General features: G+C 71.5%; 13 protein-coding genes. 5 read left to right on the top strand and 8 right to left on the bottom strand.

All coding sequences use genetic code 11. The features are described 5' to 3' along the window. Positions 1-2 precede the first annotated feature (2 nt). Genes ABZO29_RS30330 through ABZO29_RS30315 form a run of 4 tightly spaced genes read left to right on the top strand, consistent with a single transcriptional unit; the run spans position 3 to position 4147 of the window. Positions 3-1313 carry a sulfate adenylyltransferase subunit 1 gene (locus tag ABZO29_RS30330; RefSeq protein WP_367323342.1) on the top strand — a complete coding sequence of 437 codons (1311 nt, stop codon included), beginning with the start codon at positions 3-5 and terminating at the stop codon, positions 1311-1313. After that, on the top strand, positions 1310-2398 hold the full coding sequence (locus ABZO29_RS30325) for an ABC transporter substrate-binding protein (protein WP_367323341.1): 1089 nt from the start codon (positions 1310-1312) through the stop codon (positions 2396-2398). The genes ABZO29_RS30330 and ABZO29_RS30325 overlap by 4 nt, the downstream gene beginning before the upstream one ends. Positions 2399-2433: 35 nt before the next feature. Next, entirely contained in the window at positions 2434-3222 is a 789-nt protein-coding gene (locus tag ABZO29_RS30320) for an ABC transporter ATP-binding protein (RefSeq protein WP_367323340.1), read from the top strand. Further along, positions 3209-4147 (top strand): ABC transporter permease, encoded by a 939-nt coding sequence (locus tag ABZO29_RS30315; protein ID WP_367323339.1) that lies wholly within the window; start codon positions 3209-3211, stop codon positions 4145-4147. Before ABZO29_RS30320 ends, ABZO29_RS30315 begins: the two co-directional genes overlap by 14 nt. A gap of 262 nt (positions 4148-4409) precedes the next feature. Here the strand turns inward: ABZO29_RS30315 and ABZO29_RS30310 are convergent, their stop codons facing one another. The 3 genes from ABZO29_RS30310 to ABZO29_RS30300 all read right to left on the bottom strand — a co-directional run bounded on the left by ABZO29_RS30310 (position 4410) and on the right by ABZO29_RS30300 (position 7951). Continuing rightward, positions 4410-5270 (bottom strand): sirohydrochlorin chelatase, encoded by an 861-nt coding sequence (locus tag ABZO29_RS30310; protein WP_367323338.1) that lies wholly within the window; start codon positions 5268-5270, stop codon positions 4410-4412. Positions 5271-5274: 4 nt separating this feature from the next. Further along, positions 5275-6078, bottom strand: a complete 804-nt coding sequence (locus ABZO29_RS30305; protein ID WP_367323337.1) for a BTAD domain-containing putative transcriptional regulator — start codon at positions 6076-6078, stop codon at positions 5275-5277. Positions 6079-6523: 445 nt separating this feature from the next. Further along, complete coding sequence (locus tag ABZO29_RS30300) at positions 6524-7951, bottom strand: MFS transporter (protein WP_367323336.1); 1428 nt, start codon at positions 7949-7951, stop codon at positions 6524-6526. 147 nt (positions 7952-8098) lie between these two features. On the opposite strand from ABZO29_RS30300, the gene ABZO29_RS30295 reads away from it, so the two are divergent. After that, positions 8099-8698, top strand: a complete 600-nt coding sequence (locus ABZO29_RS30295; protein ID WP_367323335.1) for a TetR/AcrR family transcriptional regulator — start codon at positions 8099-8101, stop codon at positions 8696-8698. Between the two features lie 82 nt (positions 8699-8780). On the opposite strand, the gene ABZO29_RS30290 is transcribed toward ABZO29_RS30295, so the two are convergent. The 5 genes from ABZO29_RS30290 to ABZO29_RS30270 all read right to left on the bottom strand — a co-directional run bounded on the left by ABZO29_RS30290 (position 8781) and on the right by ABZO29_RS30270 (position 16155). Next, a complete protein-coding gene (locus ABZO29_RS30290; protein WP_367323334.1) occupies positions 8781-9233 on the bottom strand; it encodes a nuclear transport factor 2 family protein in 453 nt (150 codons plus the stop codon). After that, positions 9214-10029: a thioesterase II family protein gene (locus tag ABZO29_RS30285; protein WP_367323333.1), complete on the bottom strand. Its 816-nt coding sequence runs from the start codon at positions 10027-10029 to the stop codon at positions 9214-9216. Before ABZO29_RS30285 ends, ABZO29_RS30290 begins: the two co-directional genes overlap by 20 nt. 23 nt (positions 10030-10052) lie before the next feature. Next, positions 10053-11624 (bottom strand): long-chain-fatty-acid--CoA ligase, encoded by a 1572-nt coding sequence (locus tag ABZO29_RS30280; RefSeq protein WP_367323332.1) that lies wholly within the window; start codon positions 11622-11624, stop codon positions 10053-10055. A 92-nt stretch (positions 11625-11716) separates the two neighbouring features. Beyond that, a complete protein-coding gene (locus ABZO29_RS30275; RefSeq protein ID WP_367323331.1) occupies positions 11717-15859 on the bottom strand; it encodes a type I polyketide synthase in 4143 nt (1380 codons plus the stop codon). Between the two features lie 77 nt (positions 15860-15936). Beyond that, on the bottom strand, positions 15937-16155 hold the full coding sequence (locus tag ABZO29_RS30270; protein WP_367323330.1) for an acyl carrier protein: 219 nt from the start codon (positions 16153-16155) through the stop codon (positions 15937-15939). Positions 16156-16457: the final 302 nt, after the last annotated feature.

Here is a 16457-nt window from a genome sequence, read left to right as displayed (position 1 = left end):
GGATGAGCACGACCATCGACACCCTGCGCTTCGCGACGGCCGGCTCCGTCGACGACGGCAAGTCCACCCTCGTCGGACGCCTCCTCCACGATTCCAAATCAGTCCTCACCGACCAACTGCAGGCCGTGGAGCGCGCCTCCGCCGGCCGCGGTCAGGAAGGTCCCGACCTCGCGCTCCTCACGGACGGTCTGCGCGCCGAGCGGGAGCAGGGCATCACCATCGACGTGGCCTACCGCTACTTCGCGACCGCGCGTCGCCGGTTCATCCTGGCCGACACGCCGGGCCATGTGCAGTACACCCGGAACATGGTCACCGGCGCCTCCACCGCCGAGCTCACCGTCATCCTCGTCGACGCCCGCCACGGTGTCGTCGAACAGACCCGCCGCCACGCCGCCATCGCCGCCCTCCTCCGCGTGCCCCACGTCGTCCTCGCCGTCAACAAGATGGACCTCGTCGACCGCCGGGAGTCGGTGTTCGCAGCGATCGCCGAGGAGTTCACGGCGTACGCGACCGGCCTCGGCGTCCCGGAGATCGCCGCGATCCCCGTCTCGGCGCTCGCCGGCGACAACGTCGTGGCGCCGTCGCCCGCCATGGACTGGTACGACGGCCCGACGGTCCTGGAGCACCTGGAAAGCCTCCCGGTCGGGCAGGACGAGGCGCACGGTCACGCCCGGTTCCCCGTGCAGTACGTCATCCGGCCGCAGTCCGCCGAGCATCCCGACTACCGCGGCTACGCCGGTCAGATCGCCGCCGGCACCTTCCGGGTCGGCGACGAGGTCACCGTCCTGCCGTCCGGACGTACCACGCGGATCACCGGAATCGACCTGCTGGGCCGGCCCGTGGATCTCGCCCGTGCCCCGCAGTCGGTGACGCTCCTGCTGACCGACGACCTCGACGTCTCGCGCGGCGACCTGATCGTGCCCAGCCGGCATGTGCCCGCCACCACCAGGGTCGTCGAAGCGACCCTCTGTCATCTGCACGAGCGTCCGCTGCGCCGCGGTGACCGTGTGCTGCTCAGACACGGCACCCGCACGGTCAGAGCCGTGGTGGACCACCTCGCCCACCAACTCAGCCTGGCGGACCTGTCGTTGCGTCCTTACCCGGCCGAACTCCCCATGAACGCCATCGGGCAGGCGACGCTGCGCACGTCGGAGCCCGTCGCGCCGGACCTCTACGCGGTGTCCCGCCGGACCGGCTCCTTCCTTCTCATCGATCCGTCGGACGGCACCACCCGCACCGCGGGCATGACGGGTGAGGCGTTCACGGCGCACGGTGGCGCCGGCCGCCGCCGGGCGGAGGGCGCCGTCCGATGACAACGGCCCGCGGCGTGACCGCCGCCCTCGTGGCGCTGCTGCTGTGCACGCTCACCGCGTGCGGTTACGGCTCCCTGGCACCCGAGGACGACGGGCAGCCCGCCGTGCACGGCAGGAAGCTTTCCGCCGACACCGTGCGGATCGGCTACTTCCCCAATCTCACCCACGCGACCGCCCTGATCGGCGTCAGCGAGGGGCTGCTCCAGCGGGAGCTGGGCGGCACCCGGTTGCGGACGGCCACCTTCAACGCCGGCCCCTCGGAGATCGAGGCGCTCAACGCGGGAGCCGTCGACATCGGGTTCATCGGCCCCTCCCCCGCGGTCAACGGCTACACGAAGTCCGGCGGCCGCAATCTGAGGATCGTCTCGGGGGCTGCGTCGGGAGGCGTCAGCCTGGTGGTCGATCCGGAGAAGATCAAGACGGTGCGGGACGTCAAGGGCAAGCGGATCGCGACGCCGCAGCTCGGCAACACGCAGGACGTGGCGCTCCTCGAGTGGGCCGCCCGGCAGGGCTGGACGGTCGACGCGCAGAGCGGCCGGGGCGATGTCACGGTCGTCCGCACCGACAACAGGATCACCCCGGACGCCTACAAGTCCGGTTCCGTGGACGGCGCCTGGGTGCCGGAACCGACCGCGTCCAAGCTTGTGGCCGAGGGCGCCGAGGTCCTCCTCGACGAGTCCTCGCTGTGGCCGGACGGCAAGTTCGTGATCACGAACATCGTCGTGTCGCAGAGCTTCCTCACCGCGCATCCCGATGTGGTGGAGGCCTTCCTGCGCGGCACCGTCGCCACCAACCGCTGGATCCGGGCGCACCCCGCCGAGGCCGCGCGAGCCGCCAACGCCGCTCTCGAGGACCTCACCGGCAAGGCGCTGCCGGACGCGGTCCTCGACCACGCGTGGCCCCGCGTCCACTTCACGGACGACCCGCTGGCCGCCACCCTGCGCGTCCAGGCCGAGCGCGCCGCCCGCACCGGGCTGCTCGACCACCCCAGGCCGGCCGGCATCTACGACCTCGGCCCGCTGAACCGCGTACTGAGCACCCGAGGACTGCCGTGGGTCTCCGACGCGGGGCTCGGCACCCCCTGACCCCGTCATCCGCCCGACCTCCAGGAGCGACGACCATGGCCACGACCCTCGCCAAGGCCGCCGACGGCACCGGGACGGCCGCGTCCGCCGCGCGGATCGCACACGTCTCGAAGTCCTTCGCGGGCCCCGCCGGGCAGCAGCTCGTCCTGGACGACATCACCCTCGATGTCGCGCCCGGCGAGTTCGTCACCCTCCTGGGCGCCTCCGGGTGCGGCAAGTCCACCCTGCTCAGCCTTGTGGCGGGCCTGGACGCCCCCAGCGCGGGCAGCATCACCACCGACGGCCGCCCGGCCCTGATGTTCCAGGAGCACGCCCTCTTCCCGTGGCTGACCGCCGGCAAGAACGTCGGACTCGCGCTGAAGTTGCGGGGCGTTCCCCGCTCGGAGCGGCGCGACAGGGCGGAGGAACTCCTCGAACTCGTCCGGCTGAAGGGCGCGTACGGCAAGCGCGTGCACGAACTGTCCGGCGGTATGCGCCAGCGCGTCGCCCTGGCCCGTGCCCTCGCGCAGGAGAGTCGGCTGCTGCTGATGGACGAGCCGTTCGCGGCACTGGACGCGATCACCCGGGACGTGCTGCACGACGAACTGACCCGGATCTGGCGGGAGACGCGGCTGTCCGTCCTGTTCGTCACGCACAACGTGCGCGAGGCGGTCCGGCTCGCCGAGCGGGTGGTGCTGCTGTCCTCCCGGCCGGGCCGGATCGCCCGCCAGTGGAGTGTCGGCATTCCCCAGCCGCGCCGCATCGAGGACGCCGCCGTGGCGGAGCTGTCCGTCGAGATCACCGAGGAACTGCGGGGGGAGATCCGTCGCCATGGCCGGCACTGAGACGACGAGCGCCGAGGACGGCCCCGACCTCGCAGGTCTCGAAGCCGGGCTGGACGCCCTGGAGACGAAACAGGCCCGGCGCACTCCGGTGCGGGACGTGCTGCTGCGTACGGTGCTGCCGCCGCTGCTGGCCGTCGCCCTCGTGATCGCGGTGTGGCAGTCCCTTGCGTGGGCGGCCGTGACGAGCGACTACAAGCTGCCGCCGCCGTCCGCGGTCTGGCACAGCCTCACCGACATGTGGCTGCGGGGCACCCTCTTCGACGTCATCTGGACCAGTGTGTCGCGTGGCCTGGCCGGGTTCCTGCTGGCGCTCGCCGTGGGCACCCCCCTCGGTCTGCTGGTCGCCCGGCTCCGGCCCCTGCGCACGGCGATCGGACCCGTCCTGTCGGGGCTGCAGTCGCTGCCCTCGGTGGCCTGGGTGCCTCCGGCCGTGATCTGGCTCGGCCTGGACGACTCGATGATGTACACGGTGATCCTGCTGGGCGCGGTCCCGTCCATCGCCAACGGGCTGCTGTCGGGCGTGGACCAGGTGCCGCCGCTGCTGCTGCGGGCCGGCCGCACCATGGGCGCGACGGGCCTGAAGGGCACCTGGCACATCGTGCTGCCGGCCGCTCTGCCCGGCTATGTGGCGGGCCTGAAGCAGGGCTGGGCGTTCTCCTGGCGCTCGCTGATGGCGGCCGAGATCATCGTCTCCTCACCCGATCTGGGCGTCGGCCTCGGCCAGTTGCTGGAGAACGGCCGCAACAACTCCGACATGCCCGGGGTGTTTCTCGCCATTCTCCTCGTCCTCGCCGTCGGCGTCGCGGTCGACCTGGTCGTCTTCTCCCCGGTGGAACGGTGGATGCTGCGCGGCCGCGGCCTGGCCACACGGCCCGACGGCCTCCGCGTCGGCCCCCGGCGCGCCCGGCAGCGCCCGTCGGAGTGACCGCGCCCCGGTGCGTGCTGCTCGCCTCCGGCGCAGGCCCGGCAGCGGTACCGCACCGGCGAATCCGACGCCGGCCGCGCGCACCCGCGGGCGGCCACCGACCCGATGGCCGCCCGCCGGTACGGCGATACCGGCATCCCCCAGCCGCACCGCATCGAGAACGCCGTCGTGGCAGAACCGTCCGCCACCCGCCCGCCCGGGATGCGATCCCCGCGCTCCCACGGCCGCCCGGCGAATCAAGGCGCGGACAGGAGGCGGTGCCTCACTCCCGGTTCCCCCGTCGCTCCCGCTCGGCCGTGTCATCAGGCGCCGTCACTCGGACGTGGTGCCGGTCCGAACCACCGGACACCCCCTGGTCCGTCCCCGGAGCCAGTGCCTCGTCGTAGCGTCGGAGCACGAGAAGGGCCAGTTCGGGTGCGGCGCCCAGCACTTGGGCCAGGACGTCGGCACCGGCGGTTCGGGCTTCGCGGGCGATCCGGTCGGGCAGAACGCCGGGGGCGATGACGTAGGGGGCCACAGCGACGCGCCGTGCACCCTCGGCGCGCAGTTGCCGTACGGCGGTGAGGACGTCGGGCGTGCCGGCGGGGCGGCAGGTGGTGGAGGCGACCGCGGGGCGCACGGCACCCCAGCCGGTGTTCCTCCACTCCCGCGCGGTGTCGGCGATCCCCGCGACGGCGTCCGCATCGGTGGAGCCCGCCGACGCCAGCACCAGGCCGGTGACCGGTCGGTCCGCGGGCCCGAGCCCGGCTTCGCGCAGCCGTCGTTCCAGGGCCGCGTGCAGCAGCGGCGAGGGACCGAGTACGGCGGTCCGTCGCACCCGCAGGTGAAGCCGGGCGGCACCGCTCAGGACGGCGGGCAGGTCGATCTTGGCGTGAAAGGCCCGGGTCAGCAGCAGGGGCAGGGCCACCACGTCGGCCACCCCCTCCACCGCCAGGTCGCGCAGGGCGTCCGGCACGGTCGGGGTGTCGAAGTCCAGGTAGGCGGCCGTGACCCGCAGTCCGGGCCGCAGCGAGCGCACGCGCCGCAGCAGGGCCCCGACGGTCGCGGCGTGCCGCGGGTCGCGGCTGCCGTGGGCGACGACGAGCAGGACGGGGCCCGGCGCCGCGGGCGCCGCTGCGGACATGCTTCTACCAGGCCGGGGCCATGGCGACGGCGGGTGGTGCCGGCAGCCAGGTCGGCTCGTTGCTGAGCAGGATGGGATCGTGGGTGAGGATGGCCTGTTCGTATTGGCGAAGAACAGGTGATGGCTCAATACCCAGTGTCTCCACCAGGTCGTGCCGGCATTGGCGGTAGACGTTCAGCGCGTCGAGCTGCCGGCCGGAACGGTACAGCGCACGCATCAGGAGCAGGCAGAACTGCTCCTGCACCGGGTTGCGGGAGTGCAGTTCCATCAGCTCGGGAAGAATGCGCTCATGGCCGCCCACCCGCAGTTCCAGCTCGTAGAGCAGCGCCAGGGCCGAGTTTCTGGCCTCCAGGTACTTGGCCGACGCCGCCTGGCAGAGCGGGCCGCCGGTGAGGCCGCCGAATATGGGGCCCTGCCAGTGGGCTAGGGCCTTCCGCAGGCTCTCGATGTCGTCGTAGGCGTCGTTCGAAATGCCTCGGGCCAGTCGCGCGTGGATCGCTTCCACGGCGTCCAGGAAGACATGGGCGTCGAGTTCCGAGCGGTCCAGGGAGAAGCCGTAGCCCGACATGCTGGTGACCACCCGGGAGGTCTCCCGCTCGGGCTCCAGCGCGTTGAGCGTCCTGCGGATCCTGCTGATCTGCGCCTGGAGCGCGTTGTCCACCTTGGACGGAGGGGTGGTCCCCCAGAGTTCGATGATCAGGGAGTCGACGGTGACCAGCGAACCGCCGGTCACCAGAAGAGTGGCGAGAAGTGTTTGCTGAATCGCGCCACCAAGTTTAACTGTTTTTTGACCCTGCTTTATTTCCATGCAGCCCAGTACTGAAAATTTCAACACACTAAACCCTCTCCCCCGCGAGATGGGAAGTGATTGGAGCTGGCTTGAACCGATCTTGACATCCGGTGGACAGCAAAAAACCGGAACGTTGCCGTCCGAGACTGCGGCTCACATCCGTTGAATCGTAGGACTTTCCCGTTCCTGATGTCTGGAGTTTTGGAAAGTTCGATACGGACCGATCGGTCCCTGACCGTATCCGGTCATCCTTGACACTGTCAACCGAGTCGATATCCAAGTCGCGGTTCGCCATTTCGACCGACCGAAAATCGACGACCGGAAACACTCCACCGTGTCCGAAAAGGCGTGTACCGAAAAAGATCGAGAAAAAAGCCGTGCAGCGTGGGGGTCGGCGAATACGGGGGATTCTTGTCGATGCCGCCCCACGCTGCACGGCCGCTCGAAGGGCCGAACAGGAACCTCAGACCGGACGCTTCCGGTACTTCGCCGCGCCGGCGGCGGCGACGAGCGTCACCACCAGGGTGATTCCGGTGACGGTCCACAGACCCGCCCGGTAGGGCTCCAGTCCGTCCTGGCTCACGAGGGCGAAGACCGTGGCCGTCACGGCGATGACGATGCCGTTGCCGACCTGCGCCCCGGCGTTGAAGAGCCCGGAGGCCAGACCCTGCTCGTCCTCGCCGGCGCTGCCGACGGCGGCGATGTTCATGGCCGGGTAGACACCGGCGAAGCCGATGCCACCGAGCAGCTGCTGGACCAGGAGCGTCACGACCGGATCGACGTGACCGAGGAGCAGCACCCAGCCGAGGTAGCCGACGCTCATCATCACCAGGCCCACGGTCGCCACGAGCCAGGCGCCGTGCTTGGTGACCAGGGCGGCGCCGTAGCGGGCCGCGCCCACCGTGAGCACACCGCCGAGCAGGAAGGCGAGGCCCGCCTGCATCGGCGACCAGCCGAGCTCCTGCTGGTAGTACAGCGTCAGCACGAACTGGAAGGAGACGTAGGCACCGAAGAAGAGCATGCAGATGTTGGCGCGCACCAGTTGCCCGCGCCGGAAGATGCCCAGCGGCACCAGCGGCGCCGAGTGCCCCCGCTCGACCAGGACGAACAGCGACAGGAGCACGGCCGCGGCGACCAGCGAGCCGACGGTCAGCGGATCGCCCCAGCCCTCGCCCGCGGCGTTGCTGAGTCCGTAGACGAGCGCGACCGCGCCCCCGGTGACGGTGACCGCGCCGAGGATGTCCAGGCTGCCGCGCTCCGTCTGGCGCTGCCCGGCCGGGACCGTGGACGCGGCGAGCAGGGCGATCAGCAGGCCCGCGACGGCCGGCAGGAAGAGAATGAGCCGCCAGGAGGCACTTGCCAGCACACCGCCGAGCAGCAGCCCGAGCGAGTAGCCCGCCGAGGCGACGGCGAGGAAGGTGCCCAGAGCGCGGTTGCGGGCCGTCTCGTCACGGAAGGCGTCCAGCAGGATCGCCATCGCGGCGGGCGCGGTGATGCCGGCGCTGATGCCCTTGACCAGCCGGGCCGCCACCAGCAGCGGGCCGCTGTCGGCGATGCCGCCGAGACAGCTGGCCACCACGAACACCAACAGCCAGCCGATGAGCAGCCGCTTGCGGTTGAACAGGTCGGCCAGCCGCCCGCCGAGCAGCAGGAAGCCGCCGAAGCCCAGCGCATAGGCGGACACCACCCACTGCAGGGCCGCGGGGGACATGTCCAGGTCTTTCTCGATGAGCGGGAGCGCCGGCCCCATGGACGCGATGTCCATCGCGTCCAGGAACTGCACCGCGCAGACGACCGCGAGCAGCAGGGGCAGGCTCTTCACTGCCGGCGCACCGACGTCCGCGGGCGCGGGCGAGGCCGCCGGCGGGGAGGTGGGGGACGCCTCAGTCATGAACAGACTCCGATCGGAGGGCGACGACGTTGCGTTCAAGATCCCGGACCGATCGGTCCGGGACCGATCGGTCCATTTATAGCGTCCACAACTGGGCCTGTCAAACGTATGCTTGGGGCCACGGGGGAAGCGTGAAGGGAGTCAGATATGGCACGCACGCCGGCACCCGGCACCCGTGGGCGCATTCTCGGCACCGCCGCCAAGCTGTTCAGCGAGCGCGGTGTGCGAGCGGTGGGCATGCAGCAGGTGATCGAGGCGACCGGAGTCGGCAAGAGCCTGCTGTACCGCGAGTTCGCGAGCAAGGACGAACTGGTCGCGGCCTGGATCCGGCAGAGCGACGAGGAGTGGTGGGAGCAGGCGCGCAGGGTCACCCAGCCGCACGCCGGCGACCCCGTCCGGCAGATCATGGCGCTGATGGACTTCTTCTACGACAGCGTCGGCGACCCCGGCTTCCGCGGCTGCATCTACTTCAACACCTCGAGCGAATTCCGCGACCCCGAGCACCCGGGACGCCGCGAGGCCCGGCAGCACCTGGAGAAGGTGCGCGCCTGGCTCCGCGACCTCGGAGCACAGGCCGGATCCCACGACCCCGAGGCCATGGCCGACGCGCTGATGCTGGTCATCGGCGGGATGCTGGCCAACGGCGAGGTCATGGGGGCCGCCGGCCCGGCACGGGTGGCCGCCGCCACTGCCGAGGCCATCATCGGCCTGTACTGCCCGGACTCCGTGAGCAGCGCGGCAGCCTGAGCACGCCGCAGCGGCCCCGCGGCGGATGCGCCGCGGGGCCGCTGCGTGTGCGCGAAGAGTGCGGGGCCGGTGCCGTCCGGCCTCAGGGGCCGACCCGTTCCGGCCTCGCCGGCCGAACCGCGACACCGTGCTCCTCGTACCCGTCGTTGTAGACGAAGGACGTCGGCAACCGGTCGTGGAACTGGTAGTCGAAGCGGATCCGGCCATCCTCGTCCAGCACCAGGACGTCCTGCCCGGCCATCTCCATCTCGCCGGTCCGGGACGAGACCATCACCCAGCTGAACCGGATCACGCCGTGGTGCCCCGTCGCGTTGTGCCCCGACTTGAAGACGTATCCCATGGGGGCGTAGATCTCCTGGGTGTACGCCATCTGTGCCTCGATGGCCGCACGGCCGTGGATCGGGTCCCGCCGGTAGAAGACATAGGTGGCGTCGGGCGCGTAGAGCCGTGGCACCTCCTCGCGGCGGCGCCCGGGGTCGGTCTCGTTCCACAACGCCACATAACGGTCGGTGAGTTCATTCGGTCCAGGCAGCACGGTACGTCTCCCGTCTCGGCCGGGGGTCCGCCGCGTACCGCCTCAGCAACTGCACGAGATCGGCGGTGACGGCTGGGACCTGTGAACGGATGAAGAAATGACCCTCCGGAAACAGCCGGCACCCGAGGTACCGGGGCGTGCGGCCGGCCCAGGACCGCATAGCCGCCGGATCCAGCAGCGGATCCTCCCGTCCGGCGTAGGCGACGACAGGGCAGTCGACAACCGCCCGGTCGTCCTCGTAGTCCAGGCACACGGCACTGTCGGCGGCCATCGCCCGCGCGGCCGCCGACAGCAGGTCCGGATCGTCACCGACCTGCGGGGGCAGGCCCCCCAGGCGGCGCATCTCGGCCACGGCCCGCTCAGCGGTCAGCGGGCCCGGCGCCCGTGCCGACGGCCCGCCGAAGCCCTCCGGCGCCCACCCGGAGACGGCGAGCAGCGCCGGCGGGCGGCCCCGGGCCTGCAGCGCCACGGCCGTGCGATAGGCGAGCAGGGCTCCCATCGAGTGCCCGAACACCGCGTAAGGACGCTCGTCGAGATCGGCGAGCAGCGTCTCGGCCACCGCGTCCACCAGCGGAGCCAGCCGGGAGTACGGCCGCTCGTGGCGCCGCTCCTGACGGCCGGGCAGTTGCACGCCCTGGGCGCAGACGTCGCTCGGCAGTTGCCCGTACCAGTCGTGGTACGCCGTGACACCGCCGCCGCTGTGGTGGAACAGGAACAGCCGCACGGCGGCGTCCGGTTCCGCGTCGGGCGGGTGCAGCCAGCGTGCCGGGGCGGTCGCCGGCTCCGTCAGCCGCACGGGCTCGCTCCCGGGCACGGCCTTCACCCGCCCGCCGTGGCCCCGGCACCCGCGTGGCTCTCCCGGAGCACGCGGCGCAGCACCTTGCCGGTCGGATTGCGGGGCAGGGAGTCGACGAGGTCGTAACCGGTGGGGATCTTGAAGCCGGCGAGGCGGCCGTTGAGAAAGCGGAGGAAGTCGCGGGGTTTGGCCTCGGCGCCGGGTCGCAGTACGACGGCGGCGCGCACCGCCTCGCCCCAGTGGGCGTCCGGCACGCCGAAGACCGCGACGTCCTCGACCGCGGAGTGCTGTCGCAGCGCGTTCTCCACCTCGGTGGGGTAGATGTTCTGGCCGGCCACGATGATGGTGTCGTTGACACGGTCGACGAGGAACAGGTAGCCGTTCTCGTCGAGGTAGCCCATGTCCCCCATGGCGAGCCAGCCGTCCGTCACGGCCTGCGCGGTGGCCTCGGGCATCCGCCAGTACTCCACGAACCGGCCCGGGCTGCTGACCCACACCCGGCCGACCCGGCCCGGCGGCAGTGGGTTTCCCCCGTCGTCGACGATCCGGACCTCGTTGCCGGGACAGGCCCGGCCGGCGGAGCCCAGGACCTCGCTGCCCGGCACGTGGTCGCTCGGTGCCAGGCAGGTCACGAAGCTGCCCGCCTCTGCCGACGAATACCCCTGCGCCAACTCGCAGCCCAGGACGTCCATGCAGGTCAGCAGCAGTTCCCGGTCGATCGGGGAGCCGCTGTAGACCACCTTGCGCAGGGACTTGAAGGTGTCGCGGGTGGTGCCCTGCTCGGTGAGCATCATGCGCAGCATGGCCGGGGCGGCCCACAGCGTGGTGATCCGATGCCGCTCGATGAGCCTCACCGCCTCGTCGGCGATGAACCTGCGCATGATGACGGTGGTGGCGCCGGCGTTGAACGAGTGCATGAACCAGCCGAAGCCGGCGGTGTGCAGACCGGGGAAGCAGCTCAGCCCGCGGTCGTCGGACCGCCAGTCGATCCAGTCCACGCCGTGCGCCGTCATGTCGGCGATGAACGTGAAGAAGGTGCGCTGGGCCAGCACGACACCCTTGGGCAGACCGGTGGTGCCGCTGGTGTAGAGCTGGGCGACGGCGTCGTCGAACCCGGTGGCCGCCGGCGGGTCGGTGTCCGGCTGTCCCTCCTTCCAGGCGAGGAAGCCGCCGGCCACATGGGTGTCCGAGTCGGTCTCGACGATGTGGGCGAGCCGGGGCAGGGACGGCCGCAGCCGCTCCACGACATCCCTGAACTCCCGCTCCACGAAGAGCAGTTCGGCCTGGGCATCGCGCAGGATGTGCTCGACCTCGCCGGAGGTCAGCCGCCAGTTGACCGGTACCAGGACGGTGCCGCTCTTGGCGCAGCCCAGGGCGATGTCGTAGTAGTGCTCCGACTCCTGGCCCAGGTACCCCACCCGGGCTCCCGGGCGCAGCCCGGCGGCGAGCAGGGCGTGGGCCGTGCGGTTGCTGTGCCGGTGCAGTTCGCCGTACGTCAGCGTGCGGTCCTCGCAGACGACGGCTGGATGGTCGGGGCGCCGACCGGCGTGCAGCGCCGATCGTGCGGCGAGTGTCCTCTCGTTCCGGTTGTCCATGGGGCCCCTCGGTTCGTTCGTCGGGCCGGCACCCGGTGGGCGCGGCAGGGACTCGGTGCGGTGGTGAGTGGCGCCGTGCGGTGCCGTCCCGGTCAGCCGAGCCGGTCCGGCACCGTGGCCGCCGGCTCGTTCGCCCCGGCCGCGGTGCCTGCGCGGGCGGCGGGGCCGGCCTGCGGTCCGGCGGTCAGGCGGTGGCCCAGGGCGTCCGCGAGGTCCTCGACCGTGGGGTGGTCGAACACGGCCGAGGAGACCAGCGGGACGCGCAGGGCGTCCTCGAGCCGGTCCTTGAGGTCGATCGCCCTGAGCGAGTCCACGCCGAGTTCCAGGAACGTGGCACGGGCGTCGACGGTGTCCGGGTCGTCGATCGCCAGCAGCTCCGCGACGGTGGAGCGGACCACGTCGAGCAGCCCAGTCCTGCGCGCGTCCGGCGACGCGGCGAGCAGGGCGTCCCGTCCGGGCAGCACGCGGCGGGCCCGGTGCTGCGCCTCGGCCGGCCCCGCGGCGGACGCCGTGGTGGCCGCGCGGGGGGCCAGGCGGGTGAAGGCCATGCCGGACAGCTCCACGACCGGGCTGTCGCCTTCGAGCAACAGTCCGTCGAGGGTGAACGCCGTTCCGCCGTCACCGGCGTCGGCGCTCCTGTCGAGGCCCAGGACGGTGCGCAGTTCCCCGGCCCGGGGCTTCTTGAACAGGCGCAGCCGGCCGATTCCGGTGGCCACGTACCGGTGCCCGTCGTCGGCGAGGACGGCCAGGCCGTGCGTGGCGCCGTCGAGCAGCGGCGGCGGAAGGTGCTCGGACCGGGAGACGTCCCCGCCGTACAGCTCGCCCACGGCGAGGTCGTCCTCGTACCGGGCGACGAGGCGGACCCGGCGGAACTGCGGCCCGTACCGCAGCCCGGCCCGCTCGTAGGCCTCCCGCACCCCGTCCCCGTCCAGGATCCGGTCGGCGGAGAGGGGTACGCCGGAGAGGGCGTCGGCACGGCTCAGCAGCGCCCCGCCCGTCGCGCTCACTCCGGTGCCGTCCGCCGGGTCGGCCGCGATGACGGCCGTCGCGTGCAGCCGCTCATGGCCCTGCCCCGTCTCGAGGGGGCCGCTGAGGATCTCCACGCGAAGGCGTCCGTCGCCCGTGGGCTCGGCGCGGGTGGTCAGCAGCACCGGCCGGGCGGTGAGGAAGAGCGCCTCGTGGAAGCGCAGGTCCTCCACCGGGCGGGTGGTGGTCCCGTACAGGGCGTCCTGGAGAGCGAAGAGCGTCTCCGCGTAGGCCGCGGCGGGCAGGAACACCCGGCCGTCCAGGGTGTGGTCGGCCAGGTAGCCGGGCTGTCCGGCGCTGATCCGGGCGGTGAACCGCCGGACCGGTCCCGGCTGTCCGTTCCCATCCGGTTCGGGCGTCTCCCGGCCCAGCAGCGGGTGGACGTCGGCACCGGCCGGATCGCGCCGGGCGGGCAGACGGTAGGGGCGCCGGTCGAAGGCGTAACCGGGCAGCGGGATCCTGCGCCCCGGCGTACCCCGGTACACCTCGCGCCAGTCGACGGCCGGCCCGGCCTCGTACAGGGCGGCCAGTGCCCGGCGGATCGTCTTCCCCGTCGTGTCGGACCGGCTGAGGCAGCTCAGCCAGCGGTGGCGCGTGGCATCCACGCACTGGCGCGCCAGGGAGGTCAGGGCGGTCGAGGGACCCACCTCGAGGAAGACGTGGCGGCCGCGCTCGTCGACGGCGCGTACGTCCTCCTCGAACCGCACCGCCTCGTTGAGGTGGCGGACCCAGTAGTCGGGGGTGGACATCTCCTCGGGCCGGGCCGCCCGGCCGGTCACGTTGGAGATCAGGGTCAGCTCCGGTTCGCGGAACCGGACCTTGCCCAGCGCCGTGCGCAGTCGGTCGGACACCTCGGCCATCAGCGGCGAGTGGAACGGCGACGACACCCGCAGCGGCGTGACCGTCCAGCCGGCCGCCCTGAGGTCGGCGACGGCCGCGGCAAGCGATTCCGCGCCGCCCGAGACGACGCACTGGCGAGGAGAGTTGACCGCGGCGACCGCCAGATCCGGCCAGCGGGCCAGCCGCGGGCCGACCTCGTCCGCCGGTGCCGACACCGCGGCCATACCACCGGGCCGGGAGACCGACTCGATCAGCCGGGCACGCTCCGCGAGGAAGGACACCCCGTCGGACAGCGAGAACAGGCCGGCGACCGTGGCGGCGACGATCTCGCCGACGCTGTGTCCGATCAGGGCACTGGGCCGCACGCCCCACGACAGCCAGAGCCGGGCGAGCGCGTACTCCAGCGTGAACAGCGCCGCGTGCGCGTAGCGGGTGGTGTCGAGGAGTTCCTCCGCGTCCGCCGTCTCGCCGAGCATGATGTCGCGCACGGACCTGCCGAGCACCGCGGCGAACAGGGCGTCGCAGGCGTCGACGTGTTCCCGGAAGGCCGGGTGGCCGCGGTAGAGGTCCCGTCCCATGCCGACGAACTGCGAGCCGGAACCGGTGAAGAGGAAGGCCACCTTGCGGTACGTGTCCGCGGCGGGCCGGCCGGCGGCCGTGTCCTCGCCGCCCGCCCGGCCGAGCTCCTCGCTCAGTACGGCGGTCAGCTCGTCGACGCTCTCCACCGCGGCGGCCAGCCGGTGCCGGAAGTGGGTGCGCCCGACGGCACGCGTGTGGCACAGGTCCGCCAGGCCGGTGTCCGGGTTGCTCTCCAGGAAGCGCAGATGGCGCTCCACCTGCAGACGCAGCGCGGGCCGGGTCTTGGCGGACAGGGTGAAGACGTGCCCACCGGGCTCGTCCTGCCCGCCGTGTCCCTCGGGTGCGTCGCCCGTGTCGTCGGTGACGACCCGTCCCTCTGCGGTGGTGGTGTGGCCCGCCCGCTCCAGCAGTGTGTGCGCGACGTCGGGGGGCGGCGCCTGTTCGAGGACGGCGACGCCGATGGCTCCGGCGACCCCGAACCCGTTGACGGTCGCGCGGCGTACGGGTGCCTCCCAGGGGTGGGCCCGCGTGGGCACGGTGACCGGGTAGCTGTCCCAGGGGATGCGGCCGGAGGGGTTCTGCCACAGGTGCGGGAAGATCGTGCCCGCTCGCAGCTGTGCGATGACCTTGATGATCCCGCCGAGACCGGCGGCCGGCTCCATGTGACCCACGTTGGCCTTGAGCGAACCCACGGTCAGCGGCGCCTCCTTGGCGTGGGACGCGCCGAACACCGCGTTGATCGACTCCATTTCGATGGGATCGCCGAGCGGGGTACCGGTGCCGTGCGCCTCGACGTACTGGATGTCGCCCGGTTCCAGGCGGGCGTTGGCGAGGGCGGACCGCATGACGGCCTCCTGAGCCACACCGTTGGGGGCGCTCAGGCCGGCGCTCTCACCGTCCTGGCCGATCGCCGTGCCGCGCACCAGGGCGAGCACGGTGTCCCCGTCCATCAGCGCGTCCGACAGCCGCTTGAGGACGAGCGCCCCGCAGCCCTCGGCCCGGGCGTACCCGTCGGCGGCCTCGTCGAACGTCTTGCAGTGGCCGTCCGGCGAGAGCATCCGGCCGTGCGAGAGGATGACGAACGAGCGGGGATTGTGCAGGGCGTTCACGGCCGCGCACAGGGCGATCCCGCACTCACGGCGGCGCAGCCCCTCGACGGCCAGGTGCAGCGCCGTCAGTGACGAGGCGCAGGCGGTGTCGGTGGTGAGGCTCGGCCCGCGCCAGCCCAGGAAGTAGGAGAGCCGACCGGACATCGAATAGCCGCCCATACCCGTGGTCAGGGCGCCGTCGAGCTGTTCGTCACCCAGCGACTCCAGTTCGAGCGCGAAGTCCAGGGGCGAAGCTCCGACGTAAATTCCCCCGTCGCCGTGGCGGAGTCCTGCCGGATCGATGTTGGCGTGTTCCAGCGCCTCCCACACGGTCTCCAGAAGCAGCCGTTGCTGCGGATCGACGTACGGCACCTGGCTGGGCGGAATGTTGAAGAACTGCGCGTCGAAGTCGTCGATGCGGTCGAGAAATCCACCGGCCTTTGCCGTGATCTTCTCCTCGGCCACGTCCGAAAGCCAGCGTGAGCGCGGTAGGGGGCCTATACCGGAACGCCCTTCGCGAAGAAACGCCTCGAACTCGTCCAGTGTGGTGCTGCCACCGGGGAAACGCATTCCGACACCGACGACGGCAATGGGCTCGTGTTTCTCCAGAACGAACTGCCCGATGGTTCGCTGTTGCTGACGGATGGTCTCCTCTGCCGCGTCCAGCCTCTGTCGCACTGCGGCGAGGTCCGATTCCGGCATGCCGGCCGCCTCCTTGTCCGGTGAGCTTGTGCTGGCCATTTCTTCGTGCCCTGCGGGCGGGCGGCCCGGCGTGGCCGCTACCCGGCCGCGGCCCGCGAGTCGAACAGTTCCACCAGGACCTCGCCGGTCAGGTAGTCCATCAACTGCTCGACGGTCGGCCGGTTGAACATCACGGTGCTGCTGATGCCCTGGCCGAGGAGCGCCTCGAGGCGCTGCTTCACATCGGTGAGAGCCAGGGATGTCAGACCCAGTTCGAAGTAACTGTCCTCCAACGGCAGCTCTTCGTCCTCGCTCATGAGCAAGGCCGTTTTGAACTCCGCCACGACCATGGATTCGAGAACTGTCCAGCGTTCCGACCTGGACAGTGATTCCAGCCGTTCGGCAATAGGCGCCATCGTGTTCACCCTCCTGCCAGACGGGTTCGAGTACAACACGGTGGGCTTGCCACCGGCTGACGCGAGGCTGACCCACGGCCCGACCTTGCACTTCCGCGGCCTTCGTCTCCCGCGCCGGGGGGATCGCGTTGTCAGTTCGCCGTCAGCGCCGCGGTGCGAAACTCGGCCGGAGAATTCCGGGCGTGCACCGGGAGAGAGAACCG

It is taken from the genome of Streptomyces sp. HUAS ZL42, from assembly GCF_040782645.1.
GTDB lineage: Bacteria > Actinomycetota > Actinomycetes > Streptomycetales > Streptomycetaceae > Streptomyces.
The sequence above is the reverse complement of the archived record's forward strand: the minus strand, read 5'-3'. Positions and strand labels throughout refer to the sequence as shown.

Bases quoted from the DNA above. Each gene is read 5' to 3' on its own strand.
- ABZO29_RS30330 (WP_367323342.1), top strand. From the start codon at position 3: ATGAGCACGACCATCGACACCCTGCGCTTCGCGACGGCCGGCTCCGTC.
- ABZO29_RS30325 (WP_367323341.1), top strand. From the start codon at position 1,310: ATGACAACGGCCCGCGGCGTGACCGCCGCCCTCGTGGCGCTGCTGCTG.
- ABZO29_RS30320 (WP_367323340.1), top strand. From the start codon at position 2,434: ATGGCCACGACCCTCGCCAAGGCCGCCGACGGCACCGGGACGGCCGCG.
- ABZO29_RS30315 (WP_367323339.1), top strand. From the start codon at position 3,209: ATGGCCGGCACTGAGACGACGAGCGCCGAGGACGGCCCCGACCTCGCA.
- ABZO29_RS30310 (WP_367323338.1), bottom strand. From the start codon at position 5,270: ATGTCCGCAGCGGCGCCCGCGGCGCCGGGCCCCGTCCTGCTCGTCGTC.
- ABZO29_RS30305 (WP_367323337.1), bottom strand. From the start codon at position 6,078: ATGGAAATAAAGCAGGGTCAAAAAACAGTTAAACTTGGTGGCGCGATT.
- ABZO29_RS30300 (WP_367323336.1), bottom strand. From the start codon at position 7,951: ATGACTGAGGCGTCCCCCACCTCCCCGCCGGCGGCCTCGCCCGCGCCC.
- ABZO29_RS30295 (WP_367323335.1), top strand. From the start codon at position 8,099: ATGGCACGCACGCCGGCACCCGGCACCCGTGGGCGCATTCTCGGCACC.
- ABZO29_RS30280 (WP_367323332.1), bottom strand. From the start codon at position 11,624: ATGGACAACCGGAACGAGAGGACACTCGCCGCACGATCGGCGCTGCAC.
- ABZO29_RS30275 (WP_367323331.1), bottom strand. From the start codon at position 15,859: ATGCCGGAATCGGACCTCGCCGCAGTGCGACAGAGGCTGGACGCGGCA.
- ABZO29_RS30270 (WP_367323330.1), bottom strand. From the start codon at position 16,155: ATGAGCGAGGACGAAGAGCTGCCGTTGGAGGACAGTTACTTCGAACTG.